The organism is Bryocella elongata, assembly GCF_900108185.1.
Lineage (GTDB): Bacteria > Acidobacteriota > Terriglobia > Terriglobales > Acidobacteriaceae > Granulicella > Granulicella elongata.
Window position 1 is genome coordinate 1,505,992 of record NZ_FNVA01000001.1, and the last position, 25,763, is coordinate 1,531,754.

The window sequence follows — 25,763 nt, forward strand, 5'->3', positions numbered from 1 at the left end:
ATTACATTGCACGAATGAAAATCAAGCTACCCCACCAGAAGGTGGTGTAGCCAGGTGATTTTCTGAATCTTCCGAAAAGGACATCATCTGCCATGCGATTGATCGTTTTAGCCGTTGTCATCCTGCTCGCAGCGCCCGACGGTCTCTCGCAGCATGTTCGCGCGGGAGATGCCGCCCGAAACTCGGCTGCCGACCGTTCGGGAACTCCGTTGCGGCTCCTGTACGACCATCCCGCTGCCAATGACAACGATGGATGGGTCAGTCAGTCGCTGCCGATGGGCAACGGCTATATGGGCGTGAACGTGTTTGGCGGGGTGCAGCAGGAACGGCTACAGATTACCGAGAACAGCCTGGTGGACGCTCCGACGGAGAAGATCGGCGGCTTGAATAACTTTGCCGAGGTCTTTCTTGAGTTTCCGCACACGGCGCCCAGCAACTATTCGCGGGACCTGGTCCTGAACAGTGCCATCGCCCATGTCTCCTACGACGATGCAGGCGTAAGCTACCAGCGGGAATATTTCGCCAGCTACCCTGACAAGGTATTCGTGGTTCGATTGCGGGCTTCGAAGGCCGGCGCCTTGGATTTCACTCTCCGTCCGACTATTCCCTATCTTGCCGACTTTCGCCACACCAAAGACGACAACCGCGGCAAGCACGGCACCGTAAAGGCTGACGGCAATTCCATCACGCTCGCGGGAACGATGGACTATTACGGGATCAAGTTTGAGGGACAGTTCAAGGTAATCCCTCAGGGAGGAACACTAACCGCGGAGAATGCTGATGGTGGCTCCATCAGCGTGCGGGGCGCGACCAGTGCAGTGATCCTGATTGCCGTTGGCACCAATTATCCGATCGGAAATTCCCAGGTGTTCTCGGCTACTGATCGACTGGAGAAGCTGAACGGCTTTCCGGCCCCCCACAAGAAGGTCAGCGAAGCCATTGCTGCGGCGGCTGCCCGCAGTTATGACGACCTGTTATCGCGCCACGAGGCGGACTACACAAAGCTTTATAACCGGGTAGATTTCAACCTCGACACACCGATGCCGTCGATAACCACTGACAAGCTGATCGATCGGGTGCGATCGGGCGAATCGAGCAGTTACCTGGACGAGTTGGTCTTCCAGTTCGGCCGCTATCTGCTGATCGCTTCCTCCCGATCTGGAGCGTTGCCGCCCAACCTGCAGGGCGTGTGGAACGTCTATCAAGACCCTCCCTGGACAGCAGGCTATTGGCACAACGTGAACCAGCAGATGAACTACTGGCTCGCATTTAACACCAACCTCCCAGAGTTGTTTGATCCGTATCTTGATTTCTATCGAGCCTATCTTCCTGCCCATCAATCTCTCGCAACCCAGTACCTCACCCAATATCACCCTTCCGGATTAGCTGCCGACGGTGACAACGGCTGGGCGCTCGGCAATTCCATGCGTCCCTACGAGCGTAGTGGTAAGACGAGCCATTCCGGGTTCGGCACCGGACCGTGGACCACGATGCTTTTCTGGGACGACTACGATTTCACGCGCGACAAAAAACTTCTCCGCCAGCTCGTCTATCCGGCCATGCGTGGACAGGCGAACTTCTTGTCGCGCTTCGTCCAGGATGTCGATGGCAAGCTGCTCGCAAAGCCATCGTCATCGCCGGAAAATGCCAACAGTCTGCAGACGGTTGGCGCGACATTTGATCAGCAGATGATCTATGAGAATTTCCGCGACACGATCGAGGCGGCTCGGATCCTCGATCTCCACGACCCGTTGATTCCGGTTCTCGAGGCTCAGCTGCCCAGGCTCGACCCGATTGTGATTGGTGACTCGGGGCAGATCAAGGAGTATCGCGAAGAGACGACCTATGGATCGATTGGAGAGATTCACCACAGGCATATGTCGCAGTTGCTTGGGCTCTATCCGGGCCAGTTGATCAACTCGACGACGCCAGCCTGGTTGGCAGCGGCGAAGGTTTCGCTTGAAGGCCGTGGACTGACTGCGGGCACTCCGGGCTGGGCCGTGGCACAGCGGTTAGCCACATGGGCGCGTATCGGAGATGGCAACCAGGCCTATGCGTGTTACCACACATGGCAGTCGAACCATGCGATGTACAACCTGTGGAACAACCACCGGGACTCCACCACGGCGAAGCTATTTCAGGTCGACGGCAATTTGGGTGTGAGTGCCGGTGTTGGCGAGATGCTTCTGCAGAGCCACGAGGAGGTCGTCGCTCCTCTGGCTGCGCTTCCGAAGGCTTGGCCGAAGGGCAGCTATCGGGGCTTGCTTGCGCGCGGCGCCTTCGAGGTCTCGGCGACCTGGTCCAATGGACATGCCGACCGTTTCGAGATCCTTTCTAAAGCCGGCGGTCCACTCAAGTTGCGCTATCCGGCAATTGCAGGCGCCACGGTTCGCACTTCGAGCGGCAACCGTGTCACGTTTAAGCGCGTGGATAACGCTGATATCAGAGTCGACACCAAGGTTGGCCAAACGTATGTCTTCACCGCCATCCCTTGATCCGCATCAACCTTGAGATCTTTCAAAGGCCTCCTGACGTCTGCTGATGCACGTATCAATCTCTGAGTTCAGACGACTGCGATCTCCTGCTATCCGAGGAAACAAGCATGAAGTTCAAGGAACTCCGCTCAACAAACGTTCGCACCTCTATTCTCTGCTCAATCGTCGTGGCGTTTCTCTCCACCTCGGGACAAGCGGGTAGTTTTACTGGGCACAACGAGGTTCGCTGGTTCAAGAAGGTCCTGCCGCTTTTCACGGCACCGAATGTACCGAGCTTGGGGCCGTCCGAGACAGAGGTCTCTCCTCCCAAGGTTGTTTTGCCTGTCCCCCCCGGACTGCCCGGCAAAGGAATGGCCCAGCACTCCATGCTCTATATCGGCGAAGGCTACAACAAGATGTTTCTGGTCGATAAGGGCAGGATCATCTGGACGTATTCAACCGGATCTGGCAACGAGTACGACGACGTATGGATGCTGTCCAACGGCAATGTGCTCTTCACCCGTATGCAATACATCGCAGAAGTCACCCCGGACAAGAAGGTGGTCTGGAGATACGATGCTCCGGCTGGTACTGAAATCCATGCGTGTCAGCCCATAGGTCGAGACAAGGTGCTCTTCATCGCGAACGGTCTGCCGCCTCACCTGATGGTCGTCAATATAAAGACGAATGCGATTGAAGTGGACCACGTATTGCCCGCTCCCAGCTACACGGATCGCCACAGCGTACATCCACAATTTCGTCACGTGCGCTATACGGCACAAGGAACCTACCTGGTCCCGTTCCTGACCATGGGTAAAGTCGTCGAATACGACAAGAATTTCGACGAAGTCTGGAGCTACGACGTCCCAACTCCGTGGGCCGCAATTCGACTCAAGAACGGCAATACGTTGATCACCGACGAGCATGATGTGAAGACTCTGGAAGTGACCCCTGACAAAAAGATCGTATGGCAGATCACCCCGAAGGACCTCCCGCCACAATTCGACTATCAAAACTCACAGTCTGCGACTCGTCTGGCCAACGGGAACACCGTCATCTGCTCGCGAGGCGGCAGTCATCACGGTCCGCAGTTGGTCGAGGTTACGCGCGATAAGAAGGTGGTTTGGGTACTTCAGGACTGGACACACTTTGGACCTGCATCAGCCGTGCAAGTCCTCGATGACTCCGGAATTCCCGAAAAGCCAGGAGAATCGGAACACTAAGTGATCAAATGCCACCGCGATCTCCAGCCCGATGTTTCGAGCGTCTCATCAAGAGATCCTGAAATCGCGTCGGTGCCCTTGATGGAAATCGCCAACGAGCATCTCTTTCCTCTGCATTTCAGGAAGAGTCCTACGCCCTGTGACCCTGGTCTGCCCGGCCGAATTTGTACCAGTTTGATCGTAGAGACTGCGTACCGACCCAAAACCCAAAGACTAAGCCAAGTTCAAGCTGGGGAATCGGCCTGTTGACCCGCCCTCTGGCCCCAGTCTCTATCACTCAGACTGGTTCAAGAAAACCAAGGCTGATCACTCGGCTCTCCGCTCTCCCTTCAAGAGAACCACAACAGCCGAACTCTCGACCTCCAGCCGGATCAGGTCTTGGGTCACCAGGTTCACTTTCGCCACCAGTTGCTTCGGCTTAGCGTTTCCACCTCAAGCTGCTTCGCCGGGTCCACCTGCAGACCGCCTTGCTCACGATGCCACCGATAGCAAGTCTTCTCCCTGATCAACGCTTCGTCTCGGGCCAACAACATCGTCTTGCCGTCCGCTGCCCTTACTCAGACCTGCGAAGGAGGCTCACCACCTGTTCCGCCCCGTGCCTTTCGCCGCTCTCCATATATGGCTCGTTGTGCCCCGTTCCTATAAGTACAACTGATACAAATCAAGCCAAACAGACCCGCTCATTCATCTTGGTATTCCAGAGCTAATTGAAGTGTTAGTCTTCGGCCAGATCCGAGCTTGTTGATACGGCCCTGGATGAGGGAAGAAGCGACTCAGAGATGTGCAGATCGCAGGTGTAGAACTTTCAGGATCTCGGCGCTCGGCTCCCACTCGCCGATGGCGGGATAAAGGAGCATCGCGGCGCGGAGGTCGCGGGTGCTGCCGGTAATGGCGGCACGGATGGCGGCGCGTTCGTAGGCTTTGACCGCAAGTACCAGGCCGCGGACGGCTTCGGGCGTGGGATCGATAGTGAGCGGACGGATCTGCCCGTTTCCAATGGCGCAGGTGGTCTCAATCACATCGTCCGCCGCGATCTCGGGCAGCGTGGAGCCGTTGCGGACGTTCACGATGACGCGATGCTCTTCGCTGGAGCTGAGGGCGCGCATCACATCCAGCGCAATGCGGTGGTAGCCGGAAGCGGCGCGGAAGGGATCAGCGTCGAGCGTCTCGCCGTCGAAGGCGGAGCGGCCTTCGCCCTCGAGCTTCATGTAAGAGCCGGAGCGCAGGTTGAGGTAGTCAATGTAGGCCTGGAGCGCAGCGCCGTCCTCATGGTTCGCAAGGAGTCTCATCAAGCGGCTCATCAACGACTCGTTCATCTGCGCGATCTGCTCACCGCGAGTGCTTCCCTGTTTGAGCTGGTTCGCGAGGGCGCGCGTGCGGGAGTAGTAGAAGAAGAGGTATTCGGTGGGCAAAAGACGCAAAGCGCGGATGAGTTCGGGATCGAAGAGTGGCGCGGAGTAGAGCGCGCGGAGTATGGCGTCGTCCGCGAAGACGCGGTCGGTGACATCCTCGCCGCGCAGCAGAATGCGTCGAACCCAGCCGAGGTGATTGAGGCCGACGTAGTCGCACTGCACGTCCGCCGGGGTTGCGCCGAACGCTTCGCCGATGCGGTGCAGCATCTCGGTAGGCGTATCGCAGATACCGACGGCCTTCGCGCTCGAGTGCTGCAGAATGGCCTGCGTGATGAGACCGGCGGGGTTGGTAAAGTTGATAAGCCAAGCTTCAGGCGCGAGCTTCGCGACGAGCTTGGCCTGCGCGATGGCGACAGGAATGGTGCGCTGCCCCATCGCGATCCCAGCGGGGCCGGTGGTCTCCTGGCCTGGGTAGCCGCACGCGATTGCTCCGCGCTCGTCGCGTGCGCGGGTCTCGATGCCTCCGACGCGCACGCTGTTGAGGACGAAGCTTGAATCCTCGATGGCCTCTTCCTGAGTCGTGGCGACGCGGATCGTCAGCGTGCCGCCTTCTCGTCGGACGATCTCGCGGCCCAGCTGCGCGATGCGTTCAGCGCGCTCGGCGTCGATGTCGTAGATGACGAACTCGGCGGCATCGAGTTCTCGCGCGGCCTCGTTGATGCCGAAGATGACGAGGGGGGTGCGAACACCTCCGCCTCCGAGAAAACCGATCTTACGCGACATGCGTCTCCTTCACGATTGCGATCTCTTCGCGCGAGGGCAGCGCTTCCAGCGAGCCGGCGGCGCGCGTGGAGAGCGAGCCGCAGATGCAGCCGAGCTCGAGGCAGCCACGAGGGTCCAGGCCGGCGAGCAGACCATCGATGAACCCGGCGTCGAAGGCATCGCCCGCGCCGGTGGTATCGAGCACCTGAACTGACGGTGGAGCGACGCGCACCTCACGGCCTTCGGCGACCATCACCGCACCAGCGGCTCCAAGTTTCACGACAGCGCTGCAGCCCAAGGCACGACATCGATCGAGATAGCCGGAAACGCTGCCGCTCATCACCTGCGCTTCCTTCGCGTTGGGGAGCAGGTAGTCCACGGCCTGCATCACTTGCGCGCTGGAATCGGATTGGAGCCACGCGACGTCGTGACCGACGTCGAGTGAAGTGGTGGCGACATCCGACGCGAGAACGCGGACGACGGTCGCTATGGAGCCTGCGGGCAGTGGCAGCGCGAGGTGCACGTGGCGGGATTCCGCAGCGCTGCGCAACAGGCTGGGAGTGGATTCGAGCAGCGCGAGCAGATGCTCGTTGGCGCCGCGATAGCTGAAGAGCGTGCGCTCCTCCGCGACGGAGACACTGACGGTGACGCCGGTGCGGGTGTCGGAGAGAACAAGGTTGCCCGCGGAGACTCCGAAGTGCGCGAGACGCTGCTCGATGGCGGGAAACTCACCCCGGCCGACGACGCCGATGAGCTGCACAGAGCGGCCGAGGCGGGCGAGCGCACAGGCGGTGTTGACGGCGCCGCCGCCGAGCTCCCACTGATACTTGTCGGTGAAGATCTCTTCCCCGGGGCCAGGCCAACCGGCGAAGCCGCTGAAGACGTGATCCAGATAGATCTCTCCGATCACTGTGACGTCGTAACTCATGCGTGCCGGAACGGCCACTCCTGTTTGCGATGGGCTTGGACGAGGTAATACGCGACGCCCACAACAGCCAGCAGGACGGCCGTTGCGAGGAAGCGCAAGTTGCTGGTGCCGAGGATGTATAGCCAGCCCGCGATGGCCAGCAGGGCGGGCAGCGGGAAGAGCGGCATGCGGTAGATCTCAGCCTGCGGATGGAGCACACGCAACCGGATAACGGCCACGCACTGCGCAATGAACTGCAATAGCGTCTGCACGATGATGAGCGCAGCGATGAGGGTCTCCAGCGTGAAGAAGCAGAGCACCGCAGACAGAAGGCCCATAAAGAGCAGCGACGTGACAGGGACGGTACCGTGCTTCCGGCTTAGTCGCGCAAAGGCCGCGGGGAAGGCGCCATCGACAGCAGCGGCGTACGGGATGCGCGAGTAGCCGAGCAGGATCGCAAACGCTGAGCCCCAGCTGGCGATGAGGATGAGGAGGCTCGCGGCCTGGGGAGCCCATGGACCGTAGACCGCGGCCATCAGGTCGGCGACGATGGCGGTCGAGTGCAGTTCCGAACTCCAGGGCAACACACCGATGATGGCGAGGTTCATCGCGAGATACATTACCGCAACGAGGAGGATGGAGGCGATGAGAGCGCGCGGGATGGTGCGGCGCGGATGACGGATCTCCCCGCCAAGCAGGCAGACGTTCCCATAGCCGCCGTAGTCGTAGGTTGCGATGAGGGTGGATGAACCGAGGCCCATCCAGAAGCCGCGAGAGAGGTGGAAGGCGCCGGAGGGGAAGTCGAACGCGAGCGAGGCGTGGAAGTGCGTTGCACCGGCGATGAATATCCAAAGGCAGGTAGCGAGTACCACCGTGGTGACGAGCACTGAGATCGTAGCAATCGAGCGGATGCTGCGGTAGAGCAGCGCAACGTTCAGCAGGCAGACGCCCATCGCGATGAAGCCCCGTTGCGTATGCGTGAGGGCATGAAAGACAGAGGCGTAGTCCGCGAAGCCAACGGCGCCCGATGCGATGGAGATGGGGCCTGTAAGCAGTGACTGCCAGAGAAAAAGAAAGGCGAGCAGGCGACCGAGGCCGTGCTCGCCAAAGCCGTACAGGAGAAAATAGTAGGGACCGCCGGAGTCTGGAAAGCGCGAGCCAAGCTCGGCCCAGACCATGCCATCGCATAGCGAGAGCACTGCTCCAAGCACCCATCCGAGCATCGCCTGCGGTCCTCCCATAGCCGCAAGCGCCAGCGGGATGGTGAGGAACGGGCCGACGCCCACCATGTTGAGCACATTGGCGGCGATGGCGCCCCACAGGCCCATCCCCCGCTCGAGGTGTCCGGCGCTGGTGTTCGTTTGCTGCATACTTCCTTCTATGTGTCCCGGCTCCTAGTGAACGTCAGGATTCTTTGGCAGGCTCAGCATATTGGCAAAGAGCCGGAAAGCGCCCGGAACGCCAAGAGGAAGCTGGCGATAGAACGCATACGCGTTGTAAACATAAATGCCCTTGCCATAGCGAGCATAGACGAGGCCGCCCTTCTGATCGGGCTGCCCTTTGTCGTGCGTCTCCAGCAGAGGCGTGTAGTGGCTGTCCCAGCTTTGCAGAAACTTGGAGCCTCGCTCCTCGATCCAGCCGTCAAAGTCCTTCGTATCGATCTTGTTCGGCCAGGTAAAGATCGGATTTGAAGGTTCGAGGATCTTCACGATGGACTTCTCGTCGGTAACCTCCTCTGGATCGCCGCTCATCACGTAGGGGTATGGGCCGTAGTTGTGGTCGAACTCCGGCGTGTTGTACTGCACAATCACCGTACCGCCGTTGTGCACATACTCCAGCAGGCGCGCGTTATTAGCGATAAGGTCAGGACGCACGGCATAGGCGCGAACACCAAGCACAATCGTCGAGAAGCGGTTGAGGCTCCCACCGGCAAGGTCCTGCGCGGAGAGATACGTGACGTGCACGCCCATCTGCTCGAGCGCTACGGGAACATCGTCGCCACTGCCCTCGACGTAGGCGACGGTAATGCCTGGAGCGATCTTTACATCCGTGCCTGTCGTTTCGTACTTCGCCGGAGCGTAAAGAAAGTACGGCCGCAGACCCGGATAGCCGATCTGCGTGTAGCCCTGCTCGAACTTCTTCCCCTTGAGCGAAGCGATAGCGGTGATGGTGTACTGCTTGCCGTCCGCCACCTTCGGTGTGACATCGAAGCTGACACTCTGCTCTTCTCCGGGCTGCTTGAAGTGCAGCGTGCTGGTTGCAGGCGTAGCCGTCCAGCCGGGGGGAAGCGCGAGAGAGACCTCCGGCTCGGCTGACTCTGACATGTTGTTCCGCACGCGCACTGTGACGGAGGTGTGCTGCATGTCGAGTGGCACGATGCCCGCCGCAGGTGTGAGCGAGACGGACAGCTCCGGGCCCACGGGCATCGGGTTGCGCACCGTGCCCAGGCCGGTGACGCGGCTGACGACCTGCACCGTGCCAGTACTCGTGAAGGCCGCGCCGTGGTAGCGGAAGGTGGCCTTGGCCGTGAGTGGATACGCGAGCAGCGGGACATTCTTCGGCGCCTTCGGGTCCACCTGATAGTAGGCCTCGCCGAGGTTGCTGCGAGTGAAGTAAGGCTTCGTGTAAGGCTCATCCTCAGGAACGGTCACCTTGTAGACGATATCGAGAGCCTTCGCCGCAGTCAGCTCTGCGGGAGCCTTCGCGGGCTCGACGTGCCAGGCCTTCTCCGCAGACGACTCAAGGCCGACGCTCTCGATCGCAAGGCCTTCGGCCGCAGGTTGGTAGAGATGCACCTTCACTGGAAAACTGAGTCCGCGCGTGGCCATCTGGAAGGTCTCACGCGAGCCGCGCATCATGGCCATCATCGGATCGGCGCCAGGCGCAGGAGGCTGCGTCACTTCGGCTTCGAGCGAGACCTGCAGAGTCGCCGCAAGCGCATCATTGAACTGCTTATCCTTCATCCGGAGTTCTGAGAGGATGTCGTACCTGGCTTCTTCTGAAAGCTGGTCCGCCAAGGGACCGGCTTCAATCGAAACGATGAGCTTCTCGAGTGCCAGCTTTCCTTCAGCGAGGTGCGGTGCTACCGCCGAAGGCTGCACCGCAGTGAAGCCGGAGAGTGCGGCAGAGATGTGGCCGTCTATTTGCTTGAGCTGATCGCGCAAAGTGCCAGGTGCTGACGGTGCGAGCTCGGCGATGCCTTCGAACGTCGTATCGATACCGTCGAAGAAAGTCCGCTCCGTGGCCTCGGCGTCGATGTGCGAACCGAAGCGGTGATACGCCGAGTCCTGCGAGCTGACGAGCGGCACCCCAGGTCCGCCGTTCTGCGACTTCTGGAAGCCGAGGCCAGTGCGCGAGATGTCCACGTAACTGTCCCCCAACATAGGATCGAAGGTACCGGTAGGAATGTTGACCGTAACGGACGGCTTGCCCGGCTCCCACTTACCGGTGACATGGTTCGTAACACCGACCGGAACCCAGGAGTGCGTCGCATAGTCGTACATCCCCTTCTCGGTGACACGAAAGATGGGTGCACGGGCGTAGACCTTGAGCGGCTTCCAGGGCTTGAGCCCTTCCCTGGTGATCTGCTCGGGGAACTTCGTGGGATCACCGGCAGCGTTGAAGGCCTCCTGCGCCATCAGTCCTGCAGTCGCGTGTTGGCCGTGGCCGTCCGTGGGTCCGCCGACAAAGACGGAGACGATGACCAGCGGTCGCACAGTACGCACGACGCGGACGACCTGCTCAAGAACGCGATCATGGCCCCACTGCCCGAGGGCCTCATCGAGTTCCTTCGAGAAGCCATAATCCGCCATCGAGGTGAAGTACTGGCCGTCGAGCCCGTAGTAGCGGCCAGCCTGGAGCAGTTCCTCCGTGCGCACCAGGCCAAGCGCGTCCCAGTAGTCCGAGCTCATCACATTCGCACCGCCTTCGCCGCGGTCGAGCGTGAGCAGACTGACGCGTGCGCCGATGCCGCGGCTCTCATAGGCCAGGGTCCCGCCGTCTTCGTCGTCCGGATGCGCCACAACCATCAGCACGCTGGCGCGGGTGTGGAGCTTCTTGATCGCCTGCCACGCGGCGGCAGCGCCCTGATCAGGTGGGATAGGCAGAGCGTCAGCCTTGACGCCGTTATCCTGCGCGCGCAGGGAGGTGGCGGCGGGCGCCGCGCACAGAGCGGCGACTGCAAGCGAAGAACAGGCAACGCGGCGATACAGAACGCGGGAATACATGGAGCGGAGCATACTCGGTTTCATCCTGAGGCAGCGATCCGAAGTCTGTAGAGCCGGCGTACAAGAAACGCCGGCTCGCATCCTGGAGGGTTAGAAGTAGAACTTCGCGGCCATCTGGACCTGACGCGCGGTGTTGACGACACTGCTCACCTTGCCGAAGGTCGCGGGCGAGTTGATAGCACTGCCGGGGTTGGCGAAGTTCGCGTGGTTGAAGAGGTTGAAGAACTCGAAACGCAGCTCGAGCTTGCGAACGTCAGTAAAACCGAACTGCTTGAAGAGGCTGCCATCCACGTTCTGTGAGCCAGAACCAGCGTATCCACGAGGACGGCAGGAGCCGAAGGTGCCGCTGGAGGGCTGGCTGAAGGCACCGATGTTCAGATACGTTCCTGCAGCCGCCTGGGTGGAGATGGTTTGCCGGTTCCGCGTGGTGCCGGAGAACGCATCGCCGGTGCAGTTGGCGTACGCTGCATGGCTGCCGCCCGTCTGGCTATTGTCCACCGCAGTGATGCTGAAGGGCAGCCCCGCCTGCATGGTGACGATGGCGTTCACCTGCCATCCACCGATGAGGCTTGCGGCCTTCGAGTCGTTGTTCAGCACCAGTCCGCCCTTGCCTATGGGAAGGCGATAGAGCGTGCTGGCGACGAAGCGATTGCGCTGATCGATGGGAGCCTGCGAGTATTCATGCTCGTAATCGTAGGCGTTCTGCGGCGTGGAGCCGGCGGTGAGGTTGTCGGCGAAGTCAGAGAAATTGTGCGCCCAGGTATAGCTCACCTGGTAGGACCAGCCGTGAGACATCTGCCGCTTCAGGCTCAACTCGAGACCCTGGTAGTTGGTGACGCCGTCGTCCGTGGATTCTTCGAGGAAGGCATGCGTTCCGCCGCTATTGAGGTTGGCGTAGGGAAAGACGACCGTCGGCGCCCCGCCGGTGATGGCCGTAACCTGCCCCTGATTGGCGTTGCGCAGCCTGTTCATCTTGCTTCCGAGATTGCCGACATATACGGCTTCGGCCACGGTGCTGGGAGTCAACTGGAACTGCGGGCCGAAGCTGAACTGCTGGATGTAGCTCGTACGCTGATTCTGGTCCTGCCAGTTGGTCTTCTGGATATAAAGGGGGGCAACGGAGTTCGCATACGTTGCGCCTGGAAAACCGTTCTGCAGCTGGAACACCGGCGTTGAGGCTGTTGTGGTGCGGCTGTCCAGGACGTAGGTAAGGAAGGGCTGGTTCTGGCCAAGCTGCGACTCCGAGCCAATACGGTTGACGAACTGATAGAAGACGCCATAACCACCGCGGAAGACGAGCTTCGGGAAGGCCTGATAGCTGAAGCCGACGCGAGGAGCGACGTTGTTCTTGTCCGGGTTCAGCGTGCTGCGCTGCAGCCAGCCGCCGTTTGCCGCTGTGTAGATCGAGCCACCGCCCGTGGTCGAGAAGTTGGCAAGACGGTTGTTGTGGTTCAACCATGGCGAGAAGAGCTCATAGCGTGCGCCGTAGTTCAGTGTGAACTTCGGAGATACGCGCCAGGTGTCCTGCCCATAGAACGAATGACCGTAGAGGAAGTTATGCACGACGACCTGCGAATCGTAGATCGTCTGCGCGACGTTCCCGAGCAGGAAATCCGCCATCCCGAAGCCGTTGGTCGAAGAGAAAAGGCCGGTGAAGGCCATGTATCCCTGGGGCGCCGCGAGGTCGAAGAAGTTCAGCGTGTCGCGGCGATACTCATAGCCGAACATCAGGCTATGGTTGCCCTTGAGCATCGTCAGGTTATCGATCGCCTGCCACACCTGCGCGGCTTGGAACTGGGGACGATAGAGATCGACGCCAATGCGACGGAAGCCACCGGAGATGTTGAACGGCGGGAGGCCACCGGTATAGGGACTTGAAGGAATACCGTTGAGTCCGATGGATGAGGCCGCCGACTGGCCCAGCGTCACACCGATGGGATTGCTATGGGCGCTGTCGCGCGTCCAACCGAAGCGCGCCTGGTTCACGATCGACGATGTCGGGACCGTCGTGAGGCCCAGCGCCAGGCTCTGGTTGCGGATGTTGTAGTCGGTCGCAAAGCCGCCGTTGCCGATCGCCAGGTTTCCAGTCCACGGCGGATCCTGACGGTGCTGCTGCAGGAAGCTGTAGCGGCCGAAGAGCGTGTTCTTCGAGTTGATGGTCTCGTCAACTCGGCCGTCGAAGGAGTTGTTCTTGGCCGGAGCTTGGTAGACGTTGACGTAGTTGTTCGAACCGTCAAACTTGCCATCGCTGGAGGTCACGTTATTGGGGTTCGGCATCAGCGCCATCAGGGCCTTGGCAACCGGGTCGATGCAATTGGAGGCGATAACGTTGTTCGTAATGCAACCGGTCTGGCTGGTCTGGGTCGGCGCGAAGTGATACTGCGGATAATGGCTGGAAAGCTCGCTAAGATCGCCTGTGCGCATCGCGGCCGTCGGGATGACGGAGAGTACGGTGTCCGCGGTGGAGCTAAGCAACCCCTGGTAGTCGCCGAAGAAGAAGATCCGGTCACGCTTGATGGGGCCGCCGATGGTACCGCCGAACTGGTTTTGGCTGAAGTGTCCTTTCGGCAACACGGTCGAGCCATGCTTGTTCACCCACGAGTTCGCATCCATCGCACTATTGCGAACGAACTCCCACACATCGCCGTGAAACTGATTGGTGCCGCTCTTCGTGGTCGCATTTACCACCGCGCCCGCGGAGTTGCCCCATTCCGTGGAGTACGTGCGCGTCTGGAGACGGAACTCCTGGATCGCATCCGGTGGTGGCTGCACGTTTTGCACGGAGCCCTCCTGCAGGTTCTCTGAACCGGAGTTATTGTCGATGCCATCGAGAGCAAAGTAGTTCTGCAGTTCCAGGTTTCCATTCGAGCTGAAGCGATCGGCTGCGGGATTGGCAGCGGAGGGATCCTTGAAGATGCCCGGCTCCAGCAGCGCGAGATCGGAGTAGCGGCGGCCGTTCAGCGGAAGATCGTTGATTTCCTGCTTGCCAACCACATTACCCACATCGGCGGACTCCGTCTGAAGCGCCAGAGCAGCGGAATTCACTTCAACGACTTCGTTATGTGCGCCGGCGGAGAGCGTGAGATCCACCTGCGCGCGCGTCTTCACGTGCACGTCCACGTTGGCGGTCTTCGCTATGTTGAACCCCTGTGCGGTCGCCTCTACGGTGTAAGAACCAGGAATCAGTGCGAGAGCTTCATAGGCGCCGTCGCTGTTGGTCTTCAGTGCGGTGACGACACCGGTGTCGACGTTGCGGATCGTGACCGCCGCATTGGGGATCACAGCGCCGGAGCTGTCGCGTAACGTTCCCGCGATAGCGCCGTTATTGAACTGAGCGTGCGCTCGCATCGCCGGCAGAACAGCCAGCAATAGAACGGACATGCGCAGCACGCACGCCAGGATGGGTTTGGACCAAACTGATGGGATCATCTTCCAGTCTCCCTTCGAACTGCATCGATCCGATGAAGAGTAAGAGGGCCAAACGACCAGGGCCCGTGTGGGGCGCTTCGCGGGACTCTAGCAGATCGTCAGATCTCTATCGATATCGTTATCGATAACGTGATTGGTGCAAAGCGTAGCGTCGACGGGTTTCGTTGTCAACAGATTTTTATGAAAGCCTTGCTCGACATGAGTCTGGCGGACCCGTTTGCCAGGGAATCGTGCTTCCCTCCGCTGCCCGTTTCACCAACGTCGTCGACACCAAGCGGCACTGGAAAACACGTGCCCTCGCGAAACCAGAATCAGCCGCGAGTCTGCATTCGCCCGGCCTGTGCCTTGAGCTCGGCCATGTGGCGGCGGAACTCCTTGGGGTTTGGCAACCCTTGCGATCCTCCGGGCTGCGATGCTGAGAGGCTGCTGCAGATGTTTCCGGCTCGGAGGCAAGTGTCCCAGTCGCCGCCATGCAGGAAGGCATGGAGAAAGCCTCCATCGAAAGCATCGCCCGCACCCGTCGCGTCCACCACCGGTATGGGCAGCGTGGGCTGCCGATAGACCTTGCCTCCGGCCATGAGCATTGCCCCACGCTTGCCCAGTTTGATTACCGGCACACGAACCCAGTCCTGCAGCCTTTCGAGCGCGCGCGAGGCGTCGCTGGCGCCGGTGATAGCCTTGGCCTCGTGCTCATTCGGAAAGATGAACTGGCAGTCCTTGACGATCGAGTGCAGCTGCGTGGGGGAAAGCTCAGGGTTCCAGCCAAAGTCGGCGGAGACGGTAATTCCCTCTTCGCGGAGCTTCCTCATGACCGGCGCCCATGCGCGCGGGCGGCGCAGCGCGCAGGCAAAGTGCACATGGCGCGCCCGCTGGAGCTTTGCCTGCACCGGCGGCTGCGCGAGCATTTCCTCCAGCTGGTGGTTGATCGGCTCGTGCGTGACCATCATGCGATTCGATCCATACGCGATGGATACGGTGAGAGCGGTAGGCTGATCACGCAGGATCGAGCAGGCGGAGGTGTCCAGGCCCTCCCCCAGGATCTGGTTCCAGGTCGGCAGCGTGGGAGCATCCGCGCCGACGCGCGTAAGGATTCCCGTCGCGGAGCCGAGGCGGCTCGCCGCGATCGCCGCAGTCGCCAATCCCCCTCCAGGAGCGATGAGGAATGAATCGGTTTTTACCTCTTCTCCGAAACGCGGCTGGGCGCGAAGGTTGTAGAAGACCATGTCCGAGAAGAACTCTCCGAAGATGACCAGGTCGAAGTTGCGGGTCGAGGCTTGCTTGATTGCCATCGTGACTCCTGACGATTCCTAACTGGGCACGCGCGTGGAAGACCGCGCGACTACGGCCGGCGAGAGACTTACGCTGCGCAGCGACGCCACATCGCTCTTCTGGATGAGGCGAAGCGCCATGCGGGCTGCCCGGCGACCGATCTCGGCGGCAGCGAGATCGAGGCTGGTGAGGCCAAAAGGCTCGCACAGGGCGGGGGTGTTCCCTACGCCCATAACCTGCACCTGCTCGGGAACGGAGAAGCCAGCCTCACGGAGCGCGATACAGGCCCCTGCGGCTGCGAGATCCGTGGAACAAACGATGCCATCCGGCCGGGGCGACGAGGCGATGAGCTTCCTGACAGCAGCACGGGCAGCCTTGAACTCCGTCTCCGGCTCGCCGTCCAGTCCGATGTGCGGCTCGAGCTCCATCACCCACTCCGGCCTCAAGGTGATTCCGGCCTCGCGCATGGCGTCGCGGAACCCTGCCGAGCGCTGATCGGCGACGGCGGTACGGCGTCCTCGCAGGTAGGCGATACGCCGGCATCGGCGCTCCAGGAGGTGTTGCGCAGCGAGCAAGCCAACCTCGTTTTCACGGAGGCCAATGGATAGCGAGGTGACCCTTGCCGGGCGATGGCCGATAAGGACGACGGGCGTTGTCGGCTCACGCAGGGCTTGAGGAAGATCGGAGGCATCGTCACGCAGGCAGAAGAGCAAAGCGTCAACCTGTCGGCTGAGGTGCAAGTCTGTCTCGCGCTCTTCGTTTTCCGCGTCGCCATCGGCAGAGGCGAGAATCAGGCTGTACCCCTCCTTGCGGAAAACCTCGCTGATAGCCTCGGCGAGCAGCGGGGTAAATGCGCCTTCGAGCCGCGGTACGACCATACCAACCGTGTACGTATGCCCGGTGCGGAGGCTGCGGGCGGTGATGTTGGGGCGGTAATTGAGCTCCTCCATGCGCTTGAGCACGCGGGCTTTGGTCTCCGCGCTGACGTCCGTCTGCCCACGCAGGACCTTGGAGATGGTCATCGTGGATAGGTTCAGATCTTTCGCGATGTCTCGGAGACGAATGGCCATACAGGAGATGGAGGCATTCTAGCGTGAAGTGCGATAGCCGCTCCTCAAACGCATTCGAGCGCTCCATTCCAGCTCGTTCCCAGAAGTAACCACCCTTTGGATAGCCGAGGAGATTTCCCATCGCCAGATAGGAAGCGCTGGCAGGTTCGTGGCTTCCCTTCATCCACCGAGTGACGGTGGCCCGGGAGACGCCCAGGGGGCTGGCCAGATCAGCCTGTGACAGGGGCAACTCGTCCAACAGTCCCCGGATGGGACTAATCCATTCCCCGCTCGAGGTTGTATGTTTCGACATGAGACCGCCAGCCATCACTGCTTCACACACGCAACTTCATCAATGAAATCAGCAACATGCGAGCAACAGCAGGTATCATATCAGCGTCCCAAGTCCTACGCGGAGCCAACGAAGACCGGTCGCTCGACGAACCTGCAGGTCGGTTTCAGCGACGGAGATGGTCCTCGAAGGCGCTCTTGCGAAAGGCAGCTTCCATGTTTCAGATGCAGGAACCTCGTCGGCTCGCCGCGGTGCCTGCTGTCGTTCTGACCGGGGACCCCGCAACGCCTGTCGCAGACTGCCAGCGGCAACGCGGTGCGAGCGCCAGGCTTAATGGGCTGTCTCTCGGATGGGAAGCACGTGCCTCGGACGTCATTTAATTCACCCAGCCAAAGGCACGCGGTGGACTTGCCTGCCAGTTTAAGGCTAGGTTGCGCTACGTAGCATGGCAAAGGCATTCTGCTGGATCGCTCGTAGGGGATGCCCATGGAGAAGTCGGCATTCTCAGAGCAGCCGAACCCCTATTATCGCCACGAAAGGGGCCAGGACGCGGTAACTCATTTCTATCATTGGGAATGGCTGGCTTAGATAGGACGTTTTCGAACTCTTGGTTGCAAGCATTAGGGCATACCCTGCAGCCAATCAGCGGAAAACCGTTCAATGGCGATCCGCACTAATTGCGTGCGGGTCCGAACGCCTGCCTTTGCAAACAATTCCTGAATACTTGCCTTCACCGCTGCCTCTGAGCACTCCAAGTGAGCGCTAATCTCCTTGTTGGAGAGCCCGTCGAGGATGCAACGCAGGACGAGCTGTTGTCGCTTGGTCAGGTCCCGCGTTTGCTTCGCTGGAACATCGTTCGGCTTGTCGCTACCGGAGAGAATCGATCTCAGAAACGCCGTATCCCACCACGTGCCGCCGTTAGCGACTTTGCGAATTGCCTCGAGAAGCTGTGACGTCCCACTATGCTTCAGCACAACACCAGCCACACCGGCGTCTATCGCGGTCAAAGTCGCGCTAGGCATCATGCCTGCCGTGAGCATAACCACTCGTGCCGCACTATTCCTCTCCTTAAGATGTGTCAGCAACGTCGTTCCGGCTTCTTCACCCAGGTCATAGTCGAGAAGCACAATATGAACGTCCATTCGCGCTAAGATGTCGCGGCCTTCAGTGATCGTGGCGCAATGAGCCACCACTTCAAGTCCTGGTTCGCTGACAAGCAGACGAAGCAAACTTTCGCGGAAGATCGTGTGATCGTCGATCAGCAGGATGCGAACCATGTCGGTCATGGCCCGCTGTCCTCTAGGGGAACCGCATTGAAGTTCACGGTAAAAGAAGCGACCCCCTCTTGGCCACAATATCGAAGGTCGCCACCAAACGATCGGGCGAAGGCGCGAGAGAGGTACAAGCCAAGGCCCGTCGCCCGAGCACCAGGCTGAAATGGATGGAAGAGTTCTTGCGGTCGCGACACGCCTCCGCCATTGTCCACCACATCGACGGCCACACCACCGTGCGTGGAGCGCGCTGTGACACTCAAGCGCCGCTCTCGGTCGCATTGACGTAGAGCCCGCACGCTGTTGGTGATCAGATTAAGAAAGATCTGCATGATCTTGGTTCGATCGCCCCAGACAGGAGGGAGGCTTGAGTCAACATGCCAAGTACATTCAATGTCCCCCTCCTGGACGGTAGGAGCAATCACAATCTTGAGATCATCGAGTACCGCGATCAGGTCGACCGCTGTGTTGTTCTCAGGATACTGACCGAGGTCAACCGCCGCGATCCGCTCGAGCGCCACAACCAAATTCCCCAAAGCATCGAAGTCACTATTGCCCTTGAGAACCAGTCCGCGCACAAGATTCTGATGCACAACCTTGATGGCGCCGCACACATTTCGCACCTCGTGCGAGACAGCCGAGACGGCAATGCGCGAGCCGACGAGCATCTGGTGTAGGCTGCTCTGCTCATGCGTTCGTAGCTCTTCGGAGGAGTCAAGCACCATCGCCGCCAGACGCACACCCGCTTTCGTGGCGTACGTCGAAAAACAGATCTCGGCTACAAATGTATCGCCGTCCGCGCGGACTCCTCGCGACTGCATCACTGTGCGAAAGAAGTGCCTGCTGAGGTTGTGATGCGGCACCGTCGATAGCCCGGGAAAGAAGCGATCGAGAAGCTGTCCACAAAGGTCACCGGGTGCTAGCGCCAGCATGCGATGAGCGGCATCGTTCGCCATCACCACACAGCCATCCGCGTCGGTGGTGAAGATCGCTGCAGGGCTGGTCTCAATGAGCACCTTCAGTTGTTCTTCCGCCAACTGCCTGGCTGCACTCTCGCGCTCGATCTCGCTGACGTGCCGCTCGATGATCTGTCGGTTTCGGGCCGATTCATTCACGAAGATGCCGATCGCGAGATATGCCGCAAAGTACAGAACATCCCTCGGGAGACCCGTTCGGAAGGTCCAGAAGAATGAATCGAAGTTCTCCGTCAAGACAGTGAGTACAGCGGCCGTGGGCACAATCTGCCACCGCGTAAGTACTCTGCCGAGCATCAACATCGGCACCAAATAAAGAAAGCCCAGAGGGATGTCGTCGGCAACGCGCCAATCCACGCCTGCGATGAGGAGAATGAGCGCGCCAGATGTGAAGAGGACACGTGACTTGCTCCATCGATCTAGCGGCACGAACGGAGAGAACATAGCGACTCGCAAGCGGGGCGATGCAATCGTGGATGCTCGACAACTCACGCAACATCCCTATTGTCCACAATACGTGCCTGCGAAGCCCGCACGTGGGCCTCGCCCAAAAGATAGCCTGTGTTGGCTTCCAGATAGCCTCGACCGCGCGCTGATCTGCCCTACGCTGGCTGAATGATCGCCCAGAAAAGTTCACCGGATCAGGTTGAGCTGCGTCATGCCTTCGGCGGCAGGTTCAAGGGGCGGAGAGTGACATGCTCCGGTCGTTGCTGCAACGTTGCACTGCTGTTGCTCTTGTCCGTGGGAATACAGGCTTCCGCGCAGATCGATGCACCGCAACCCCCACCGCCCCGTTCATTGGGACAGACAGGCATCGCGGGCCTGCCTAACCAGCCGATGCAATCGGCCAAAGAAGCACAGGCGGCAGCCTCAAACCCGGTGGGACTTAGCTGGGATGAGATCAAGCGCCGGTTCGAAGCGCAAAATCCCACACTGCGAGCTGATGCCATCAACGTGGAGGAAATGAAGGCGGAGGAAATTACCGCTTACCTCCGTCCGAACCCTCAGTTCGCGTTAAACACGGACGGAACGCAGCTCGCGCCATATCGAGGCTACTGGCGGCCAACAGCCGGAACGCAAGTGTCCCCGAACTTCAGCTACCTGCATGAACGCGAAGGTAAGCGGGAGCTACGGTTTGCAAGCGCCAAACAAGGGACGCAGATTGCCGCGTCGCAACACGCCGATCTGGAACGCAACCTTCTGTTCAACCTGCGTTCGCAGTTTGTGTCGACTCTGCAGGCCAAGGCCGTGCTTGCGCTGACCAAGGAAGAGCTGGACTATTACGACCATCTCATCTCGATCAGTCGCCTGCGATTTCAAAAGGGCGATATCGCACAGATCGACTTCGATCGCATAGAGCTTCAGCGCGTGCAGTATGAGTCAGATCTTGAAGCTGCCATCGTGAACCTTCGCCAGGCAAAGATTATGCTTCTGCAGTTGCTCGACGACAAGACACCCGTCGAGCGGTTCGATGTCAAAGGCGACTTTGACTTCTCCGACCAGCTGCAGTCGGTGGAAGCATTCCAGCAGATCGCGCTGGCAACGCGTCCGGATCTGATGGCCTCCTACCAATCCGTCCAGCAAGCGCTCACCAACCATCGGCTTGCCGTAGCAAACGGGTCGACGGATCCAACCTATGGAACATGGTTTACCTACAACCCCTCGTTCAACAATCTCTACGACCACGTCGCGCTGGGGCTGAGTGTGAGCATTCCTCTCCGCATCTTCGATCGCAACCAGGGCGAGAAAGCCAGAACTCAGCTCGACATCGCAAAGAACCAGCGCCAGGAGGACGCCGTAAACGCCCAGGTGTTCTCGGATGTTGACTCGGCGTATGTGCAGGTTGAGAGCACGCTGAACCTTCTTCGCCCCTACAAGGCAAAGTACCTGGATCAGGCGACCCGCGTGCGCGACACGGTGACCTATGCCTACCAGCGCGGAGGCGCTTCGCTCCTCGATCTGCTGAACGCGCAGAGCGACTTCCGCAACGTAGAGCTGGCTTACCTGCAGCTCATCGGCACCTATCTAACAGCCGCAGGTCAACTCAATCTTGCCGTCGGTCGCGAGGTGATTCAATGACATTCCATAACTCAAGCCTCAAGGTTCTCGCCGCCGCCACGCTGTGCTTCGGCCTGCTGGCCTGCGAAAAGCAGAAGTTCAATCCCGCTGATGGCACACCCAAGCCGACGGCACCCACCGAGACCGGCGACATGAGCCTCGTGAAGGTGGATAAGCCCGGGCTGTTCCCCATCGTCGCCGCGGAACAGATCAATGCTCCCGCTCAACTCAATGTCACGGGAACGATCAACCCCGACATATCTCGCGAAGTCCCCGTCATCTCTCTTGCGAGCGGCCGCGTGATCGATATCAAGACTCGCCTTGGGAACGAGGTGAAGAAGGGCCAGTTGCTTCTGCAGGTCCAAAGCAACGACATCACCAACGCCTTCGATAGCTATCTAAAGGCGGTGAACGACGAGCAGCTGGCGAACAAGGCATATCTTCGCGCAAAGGACCTTTATCAGAACGGAGCCGTTCCTCTCAGCGCGCTCGAACAGGCCGAAGACAGCGAGAAGGACGCAAATACCGACCTTAACGCGGCAGAGGAACAGCTCCGCAACCTTGGCGTCAATAAGAACCATCCGAGCAGCATTGTTCCCGTCTACGCACCGATCAGCGGCGTCATCATTTCGCAGAACGTGACCAACGCCGCCGCAGTGGGGGTAACGTACTCCGGATCCTCAACCGCATTCACCATCGCCGACCTCAGCACAATCTGGGTTCTGTGCGACGTCTATGAGAACGATCTCCCGAAGATTGCCGTTGGACAGTCCGCGGACATTCACGTGACCGGTTACCCGGGCCGCGCCCTCCAGGGGATGATCTCTGAGATCGACCCTATTCTCGATCCCAGCGTCCGCACCGCAAAGGTTCGCCTCGAAGTCCGAAATCCCGGGTTCCTCAAGCTTGGCATGTTCGTGAACGCCACGCTCGCCAGTAAGCAGACGGAGGTGCATGCGGTCGTCCCTGCATCGGCCATCCTGCACCTGCATGACCGTGACTGGGTGTACGTTCCCGCGGGAGGCAAACAGTTCCGCCGCATCGAGGTGCATAGCGGCAACATGCTGCCGGGTAATCGACAAGAGGTCCTCTCCGGAATCTCTGCGGGTCAGCCTGTCGTCTCGAACGTGCTGCAGCTGGCTGCCACGCTGGAGGCGCAATGATTCGTCGCGTCGTGGACTTTGCTCTCACCAATCGGCTACTGATCATCGCCGTCGCGTTGCTGCTGTTCGCGTGGGGCGCGATCTCATTTCATAACCTGCCGGTAGATGCGTACCCGGATGTTGCGGACAACTACGTGAACATCATCACGCAGTGGCCCGGGCACTCCGCTGAAGACATCGAGAAGCAGATCACGGTTCCGACCGAGATTCAGATGGCCGGCCTTCCGGACATGAAGAACCTGCGCTCCTTCAGCCTAGCCGGCATCTCCAGCATCATCATGAACTTCAACGATTCCTCAGACAATAACTGGAATCGTGAGCGCGTGCTCGAACGTATGACGATGGTGACCCTGCCTGCGGGCCTTACACCGCAGCTGCAAACGGACTGGAGCCCGGCGGGCCAGATTTACTGGTACACCGTAGAGAGCAAGAACCCTCACTTCGACGTGATGGAGCAGAAATCGGTCGAGGACTGGACGCTGGAAAAGCAATTCAAGAGCGTTCCGGGGATCGTCGATGTGGCCAGCTTCGGCGGCCTCACGAAGGAATATCAAATCCGCCTGGACCCGGACAAACTGGTCTCCTACGGTCTCAGCATCGCGCAGGTAGAGCAGCAGCTCTCGAACAATAACACCAACGCTGGCGGAAGCTTTATTGTTGCCGGGGCACAGCAGATCAACGTGCAAGCTGTCGGTCTGTTTGCGAACGTGCAGCAGATCGAGAACACCGTCATCAAGACGCAGAATGGCACGCCGCTACGCGTCAAAGACATCGCCATCGTCGAGCAAGGTCCCAAGATCCGACTTGGGCAAATCTCGAAGACCTATAGGACCGAGAACGGCCAGCTCATCGACAACCCCGATGTGGTGGAAGGGGCGTTGCTGCTGCAGAAAGGAGCAGACGCGGATCCGGCGCTGCGCGGCATCGAAGCGAAGGTCACGGAACTCAATGGCACAGAAGCCCAGCCTGCAGTACCGGGCGGTTGGTTCCATCGGGCGAAGGCGGCCGTTGCGGCAAAGCATGGTTTGCTCCCGCCCGGGGTAAAGGTCGTCCCTTTTCTTGATCGCAGCGACCTCATCCACGTGACGACGCATACCGTGCTGCACAACCTCACCGAAGGCATCGTCCTGGTGGTGATTATCCTGATGCTCTTCCTGGGCAATGTGCGGGGTGCAATCATTGTGGCGCTTACGATTCCCTTCGCGCTCTTGTTTGCCTCCATCTGCCTTGATCTTCGCCACATCCCTGCGAACCTGCTGTCACTCGGAGCTCTCGACTTCGGCATGGTTGTCGATGGCGCCGTCGTGATGATCGAGAACATCGTTCGCCATCTCAATCGTCCCAACCATTCGGATGAAACACCGCGCGAGAAGATCCGCGCCGCCGCCCATGAAGTGCAGCGTCCCGTCTTCTATGCCATCGGCATCATCATCACGGCATACCTGCCGATCTTCACACTTCAGGCAGTCGAAGGACGGTTGTTCAAACCGATGGCGTGGACAGTGGCCTTCGCTCTCCTGGGTGCCCTGATCTACTCGATGATTGTCGCTCCCGTGCTTGCCACTTTCATGTTCCGCAAGGAGGCGAAGGAGTGGCACAACCCGGTGATGGATTTCCTCACTGCGACGTACCGGAAGAGGCTCGGCGAGGCCATTGAACATCGCTGGATCACGGTGGGCATCGGAGTCGTGAGTCTCGGGCTTGCGATATTCCTCCTCTATAGCGGCGTCATCGGCTCCGAATTCCTTCCCCATCTCGACGAAGGTGCGCTTTGGGTAAGAGGCTCTCTTGCGCCATCTACGGGCCCAGACGAAAGTCTCGCGATCTCAAATCAAGCACGCCTGGCTCTGGCGCAATTCCCAGAGGTAACCAACGTCGTGAGCCAGATCGGCCGGCCCGATGATGGGACAGACTGGACCGGCTTCTTCAACACCGAATACTTCGTTGATCTCAAGCCGAAGGATCAGTGGCGTCCCGTCTTCCACCAGGACAAGGACAATCTGATCGCCTCCATGAACCAGCAACTCGACAAGATCCCAGGAGTGATCTGGGGCTTCTCCCAACCCATCGAAGACAACATGGAGGAAGCCGTTAGCGGTGTGAAGGGCGAGTTGTCCGTAAAGATCTATGGCGACGATCTCAAGACGCTCGAGCAGAAAGGCAACGAAGTCGTCTCGGTGATGAGCAAGATTCCGGGAGTGAAAGACCTTGGCCTCTTTCGCATCATCGGCCAACCCAACCTCACCTTCACCGTGGATCGGCAAGCCGCAGCACGCTGGGGAATCAACGTGGCTGACGTGCAGGACGCCATCCAGACCGCAGTCGGAGGCAACGCAGTAAGCCAGGTTCTGCAAGGCGAAGCTCGCTTCGACCTGGTACTGCGGTACCAGAAGCAGTATCGCGACACGCGCCAGGCCATCGAGAACGTCCGCCTGCTCGCACCCACTGGGGAGCGTGTATCGCTGGCGCAGCTTACGAAGATCGACACGACCGACGGTGCCGAGGAGATCTATCGCGAAGGCGAGCAGCGATACGTGGCCGTGAAGTATAGCGTCCGCGATCGAGATTTGGGCAGTACCGTGGAGGAGGCGATCGACCGAGTCAACAAGACGGTGCAACTGCCTACCGGATACCACATTACATGGGCAGGCGAGTATGAGAGCAAGCAGCGTGCAGACAAGCGGCTGGCCATCATCGTGCCTCTCACCATCCTGCTCATCTTCATCATCCTGTACATGATGTTTAAGTCGTTCAAGTGGGCCAGCCTGATTCTCATGAACGTGCTCATGGCCCGTGTAGGTGGGCTACTGGCGTTGCTTGTAACTCATACCAACATCAGCGTGTCTTCCAGCGTTGGCTTCCTTGCCCTGTTCGGGGTCTCCGTGCAGACCGGCGTCATCATGCTCGAGTACATGAATCAGCTTCGTGTACGTGGGCGCTCGATTGAAGAATCAGCGATTGAAGGAGCTGTGCTTCGCCTCCGCCCCATCATGATGACCATGCTGGTCGCCACGCTGGGCCTGATCCCCGCGGCCTTCTCGCATGGAATCGGCTCTGACTCGCAACGCCCGTTCGCCATCGTTATCGTTGGCGGCCTGATCTCTGACCTTGTGTTGAGTATCTTTCTTCTGCCGACACTCTACGTATGGATTGCAGGCGACCACGACGTCTTGCCCGAGCCCGAACCAGAGTTCGAGGCATGAGCCGGAGATCCTTACGCAAGGGATATCGGTCGCCACAAGCCGATCTGTCGGGCTCACTTCAGATTCTGCTCAGTCGCTCTTGCAATGCTCGAACTCGTTGGGACACAGCAG

15 protein-coding genes are annotated in these 25,763 nt (G+C 59.7%); 6 read left to right on the forward strand and 9 right to left on the reverse strand.

Going from position 1 to position 25,763, the window contains the following annotated elements; translation table 11 throughout:
• Positions 1-92: 92 nt before the first annotated feature.
• Complete coding sequence (locus C4S68_RS05845) at positions 93-2,495, forward strand: glycoside hydrolase family 95 protein (RefSeq protein WP_103931985.1); 2,403 nt, start codon at positions 93-95, stop codon at positions 2,493-2,495.
• Between the two features lie 107 nt (positions 2,496-2,602).
• On the forward strand, positions 2,603-3,697 hold the full coding sequence (locus C4S68_RS05850) for a beta-propeller domain-containing protein (RefSeq protein WP_103931986.1): 1,095 nt from the start codon (positions 2,603-2,605) through the stop codon (positions 3,695-3,697).
• A gap of 773 nt (positions 3,698-4,470) precedes the next feature.
• On the opposite strand, the gene C4S68_RS05855 is transcribed toward C4S68_RS05850, so the two are convergent.
• The 9 genes from C4S68_RS05855 to C4S68_RS05895 all read right to left on the reverse strand — a co-directional run bounded on the left by C4S68_RS05855 (position 4,471) and on the right by C4S68_RS05895 (position 19,270).
• Positions 4,471-5,832, reverse strand: coding sequence for a family 4 glycosyl hydrolase (locus C4S68_RS05855; protein WP_103931987.1), 1,362 nt, complete (start codon positions 5,830-5,832; stop codon positions 4,471-4,473).
• Positions 5,822-6,739, reverse strand: coding sequence for a carbohydrate kinase family protein (locus tag C4S68_RS05860; RefSeq protein WP_103931988.1), 918 nt, complete (start codon positions 6,737-6,739; stop codon positions 5,822-5,824). Before C4S68_RS05860 ends, C4S68_RS05855 begins: the two co-directional genes overlap by 11 nt.
• Entirely contained in the window at positions 6,736-8,088 is a 1,353-nt protein-coding gene (locus tag C4S68_RS05865) for an APC family permease (RefSeq protein ID WP_103931989.1), read from the reverse strand. The genes C4S68_RS05860 and C4S68_RS05865 overlap by 4 nt, the downstream gene beginning before the upstream one ends.
• 24 nt (positions 8,089-8,112) lie before the next feature.
• Positions 8,113-10,956, reverse strand: coding sequence for a PIG-L family deacetylase (locus C4S68_RS05870; protein WP_160115017.1), 2,844 nt, complete (start codon positions 10,954-10,956; stop codon positions 8,113-8,115).
• 78 nt (positions 10,957-11,034) lie between these two features.
• Complete coding sequence (locus C4S68_RS05875) at positions 11,035-14,373, reverse strand: TonB-dependent receptor (RefSeq protein ID WP_103931991.1); 3,339 nt, start codon at positions 14,371-14,373, stop codon at positions 11,035-11,037.
• Positions 14,374-14,684: 311 nt separating this feature from the next.
• Positions 14,685-15,662: a carbohydrate kinase family protein gene (locus C4S68_RS05880; protein WP_103931992.1), complete on the reverse strand. Its 978-nt coding sequence runs from the start codon at positions 15,660-15,662 to the stop codon at positions 14,685-14,687.
• Positions 15,663-15,680: 18 nt separating this feature from the next.
• Complete coding sequence (locus tag C4S68_RS05885; RefSeq protein ID WP_103931993.1) at positions 15,681-16,712, reverse strand: LacI family DNA-binding transcriptional regulator; 1,032 nt, start codon at positions 16,710-16,712, stop codon at positions 15,681-15,683.
• Positions 16,713-17,603: 891 nt separating this feature from the next.
• Positions 17,604-18,269: a response regulator transcription factor gene (locus tag C4S68_RS05890; protein WP_103931994.1), complete on the reverse strand. Its 666-nt coding sequence runs from the start codon at positions 18,267-18,269 to the stop codon at positions 17,604-17,606.
• Positions 18,266-19,270, reverse strand: coding sequence for an ATP-binding protein (locus C4S68_RS05895; RefSeq protein WP_235011415.1), 1,005 nt, complete (start codon positions 19,268-19,270; stop codon positions 18,266-18,268). The genes C4S68_RS05890 and C4S68_RS05895 overlap by 4 nt, the downstream gene beginning before the upstream one ends.
• Here C4S68_RS05895 and C4S68_RS23560 point away from each other — a divergent pair.
• From C4S68_RS23560 to C4S68_RS05910, 4 genes are all read left to right on the forward strand, one after another.
• Positions 19,190-19,447, forward strand: coding sequence for a hypothetical protein (locus C4S68_RS23560; protein ID WP_235011421.1), 258 nt, complete (start codon positions 19,190-19,192; stop codon positions 19,445-19,447). The genes C4S68_RS05895 and C4S68_RS23560 overlap by 81 nt on opposite strands.
• Positions 19,448-20,065: 618 nt before the next feature.
• Positions 20,066-21,307: a TolC family protein gene (locus C4S68_RS05900; protein ID WP_103932225.1), complete on the forward strand. Its 1,242-nt coding sequence runs from the start codon at positions 20,066-20,068 to the stop codon at positions 21,305-21,307.
• Complete coding sequence (locus C4S68_RS05905) at positions 21,304-22,449, forward strand: efflux RND transporter periplasmic adaptor subunit (protein WP_235011388.1); 1,146 nt, start codon at positions 21,304-21,306, stop codon at positions 22,447-22,449. Before C4S68_RS05900 ends, C4S68_RS05905 begins: the two co-directional genes overlap by 4 nt.
• Entirely contained in the window at positions 22,446-25,652 is a 3,207-nt protein-coding gene (locus tag C4S68_RS05910) for an efflux RND transporter permease subunit (protein ID WP_103931996.1), read from the forward strand. The genes C4S68_RS05905 and C4S68_RS05910 overlap by 4 nt, the downstream gene beginning before the upstream one ends.
• The last annotated feature ends 111 nt before the right edge of the window (positions 25,653-25,763 follow it).

Coding starts and splice junctions, on each gene's coding strand:
- C4S68_RS05850 (WP_103931986.1), top strand. CDS start 2,603: ATGAAGTTCAAGGAACTCCGCTCAACAAACGTTCGCACCTCTATTCTC.
- C4S68_RS05855 (WP_103931987.1), bottom strand. CDS start 5,832: ATGTCGCGTAAGATCGGTTTTCTCGGAGGCGGAGGTGTTCGCACCCCC.
- C4S68_RS05875 (WP_103931991.1), bottom strand. CDS start 14,373: ATGATCCCATCAGTTTGGTCCAAACCCATCCTGGCGTGCGTGCTGCGC.
- C4S68_RS05890 (WP_103931994.1), bottom strand. CDS start 18,269: ATGACCGACATGGTTCGCATCCTGCTGATCGACGATCACACGATCTTC.
- C4S68_RS05910 (WP_103931996.1), top strand. CDS start 22,446: ATGATTCGTCGCGTCGTGGACTTTGCTCTCACCAATCGGCTACTGATC.
- C4S68_RS05845 (WP_103931985.1), top strand. CDS start 93: ATGCGATTGATCGTTTTAGCCGTTGTCATCCTGCTCGCAGCGCCCGAC.
- C4S68_RS05860 (WP_103931988.1), bottom strand. CDS start 6,739: ATGAGTTACGACGTCACAGTGATCGGAGAGATCTATCTGGATCACGTC.
- C4S68_RS05885 (WP_103931993.1), bottom strand. CDS start 16,712: ATGGCCATTCGTCTCCGAGACATCGCGAAAGATCTGAACCTATCCACG.
- C4S68_RS05870 (WP_160115017.1), bottom strand. CDS start 10,956: ATGCTCCGCTCCATGTATTCCCGCGTTCTGTATCGCCGCGTTGCCTGT.
- C4S68_RS05900 (WP_103932225.1), top strand. CDS start 20,066: ATGCAATCGGCCAAAGAAGCACAGGCGGCAGCCTCAAACCCGGTGGGA.
- C4S68_RS05905 (WP_235011388.1), top strand. CDS start 21,304: ATGACATTCCATAACTCAAGCCTCAAGGTTCTCGCCGCCGCCACGCTG.
- C4S68_RS05865 (WP_103931989.1), bottom strand. CDS start 8,088: ATGCAGCAAACGAACACCAGCGCCGGACACCTCGAGCGGGGGATGGGC.
- C4S68_RS05880 (WP_103931992.1), bottom strand. CDS start 15,662: ATGGCAATCAAGCAAGCCTCGACCCGCAACTTCGACCTGGTCATCTTC.
- C4S68_RS23560 (WP_235011421.1), top strand. CDS start 19,190: ATGAGCGGCATCGTTCGCCATCACCACACAGCCATCCGCGTCGGTGGT.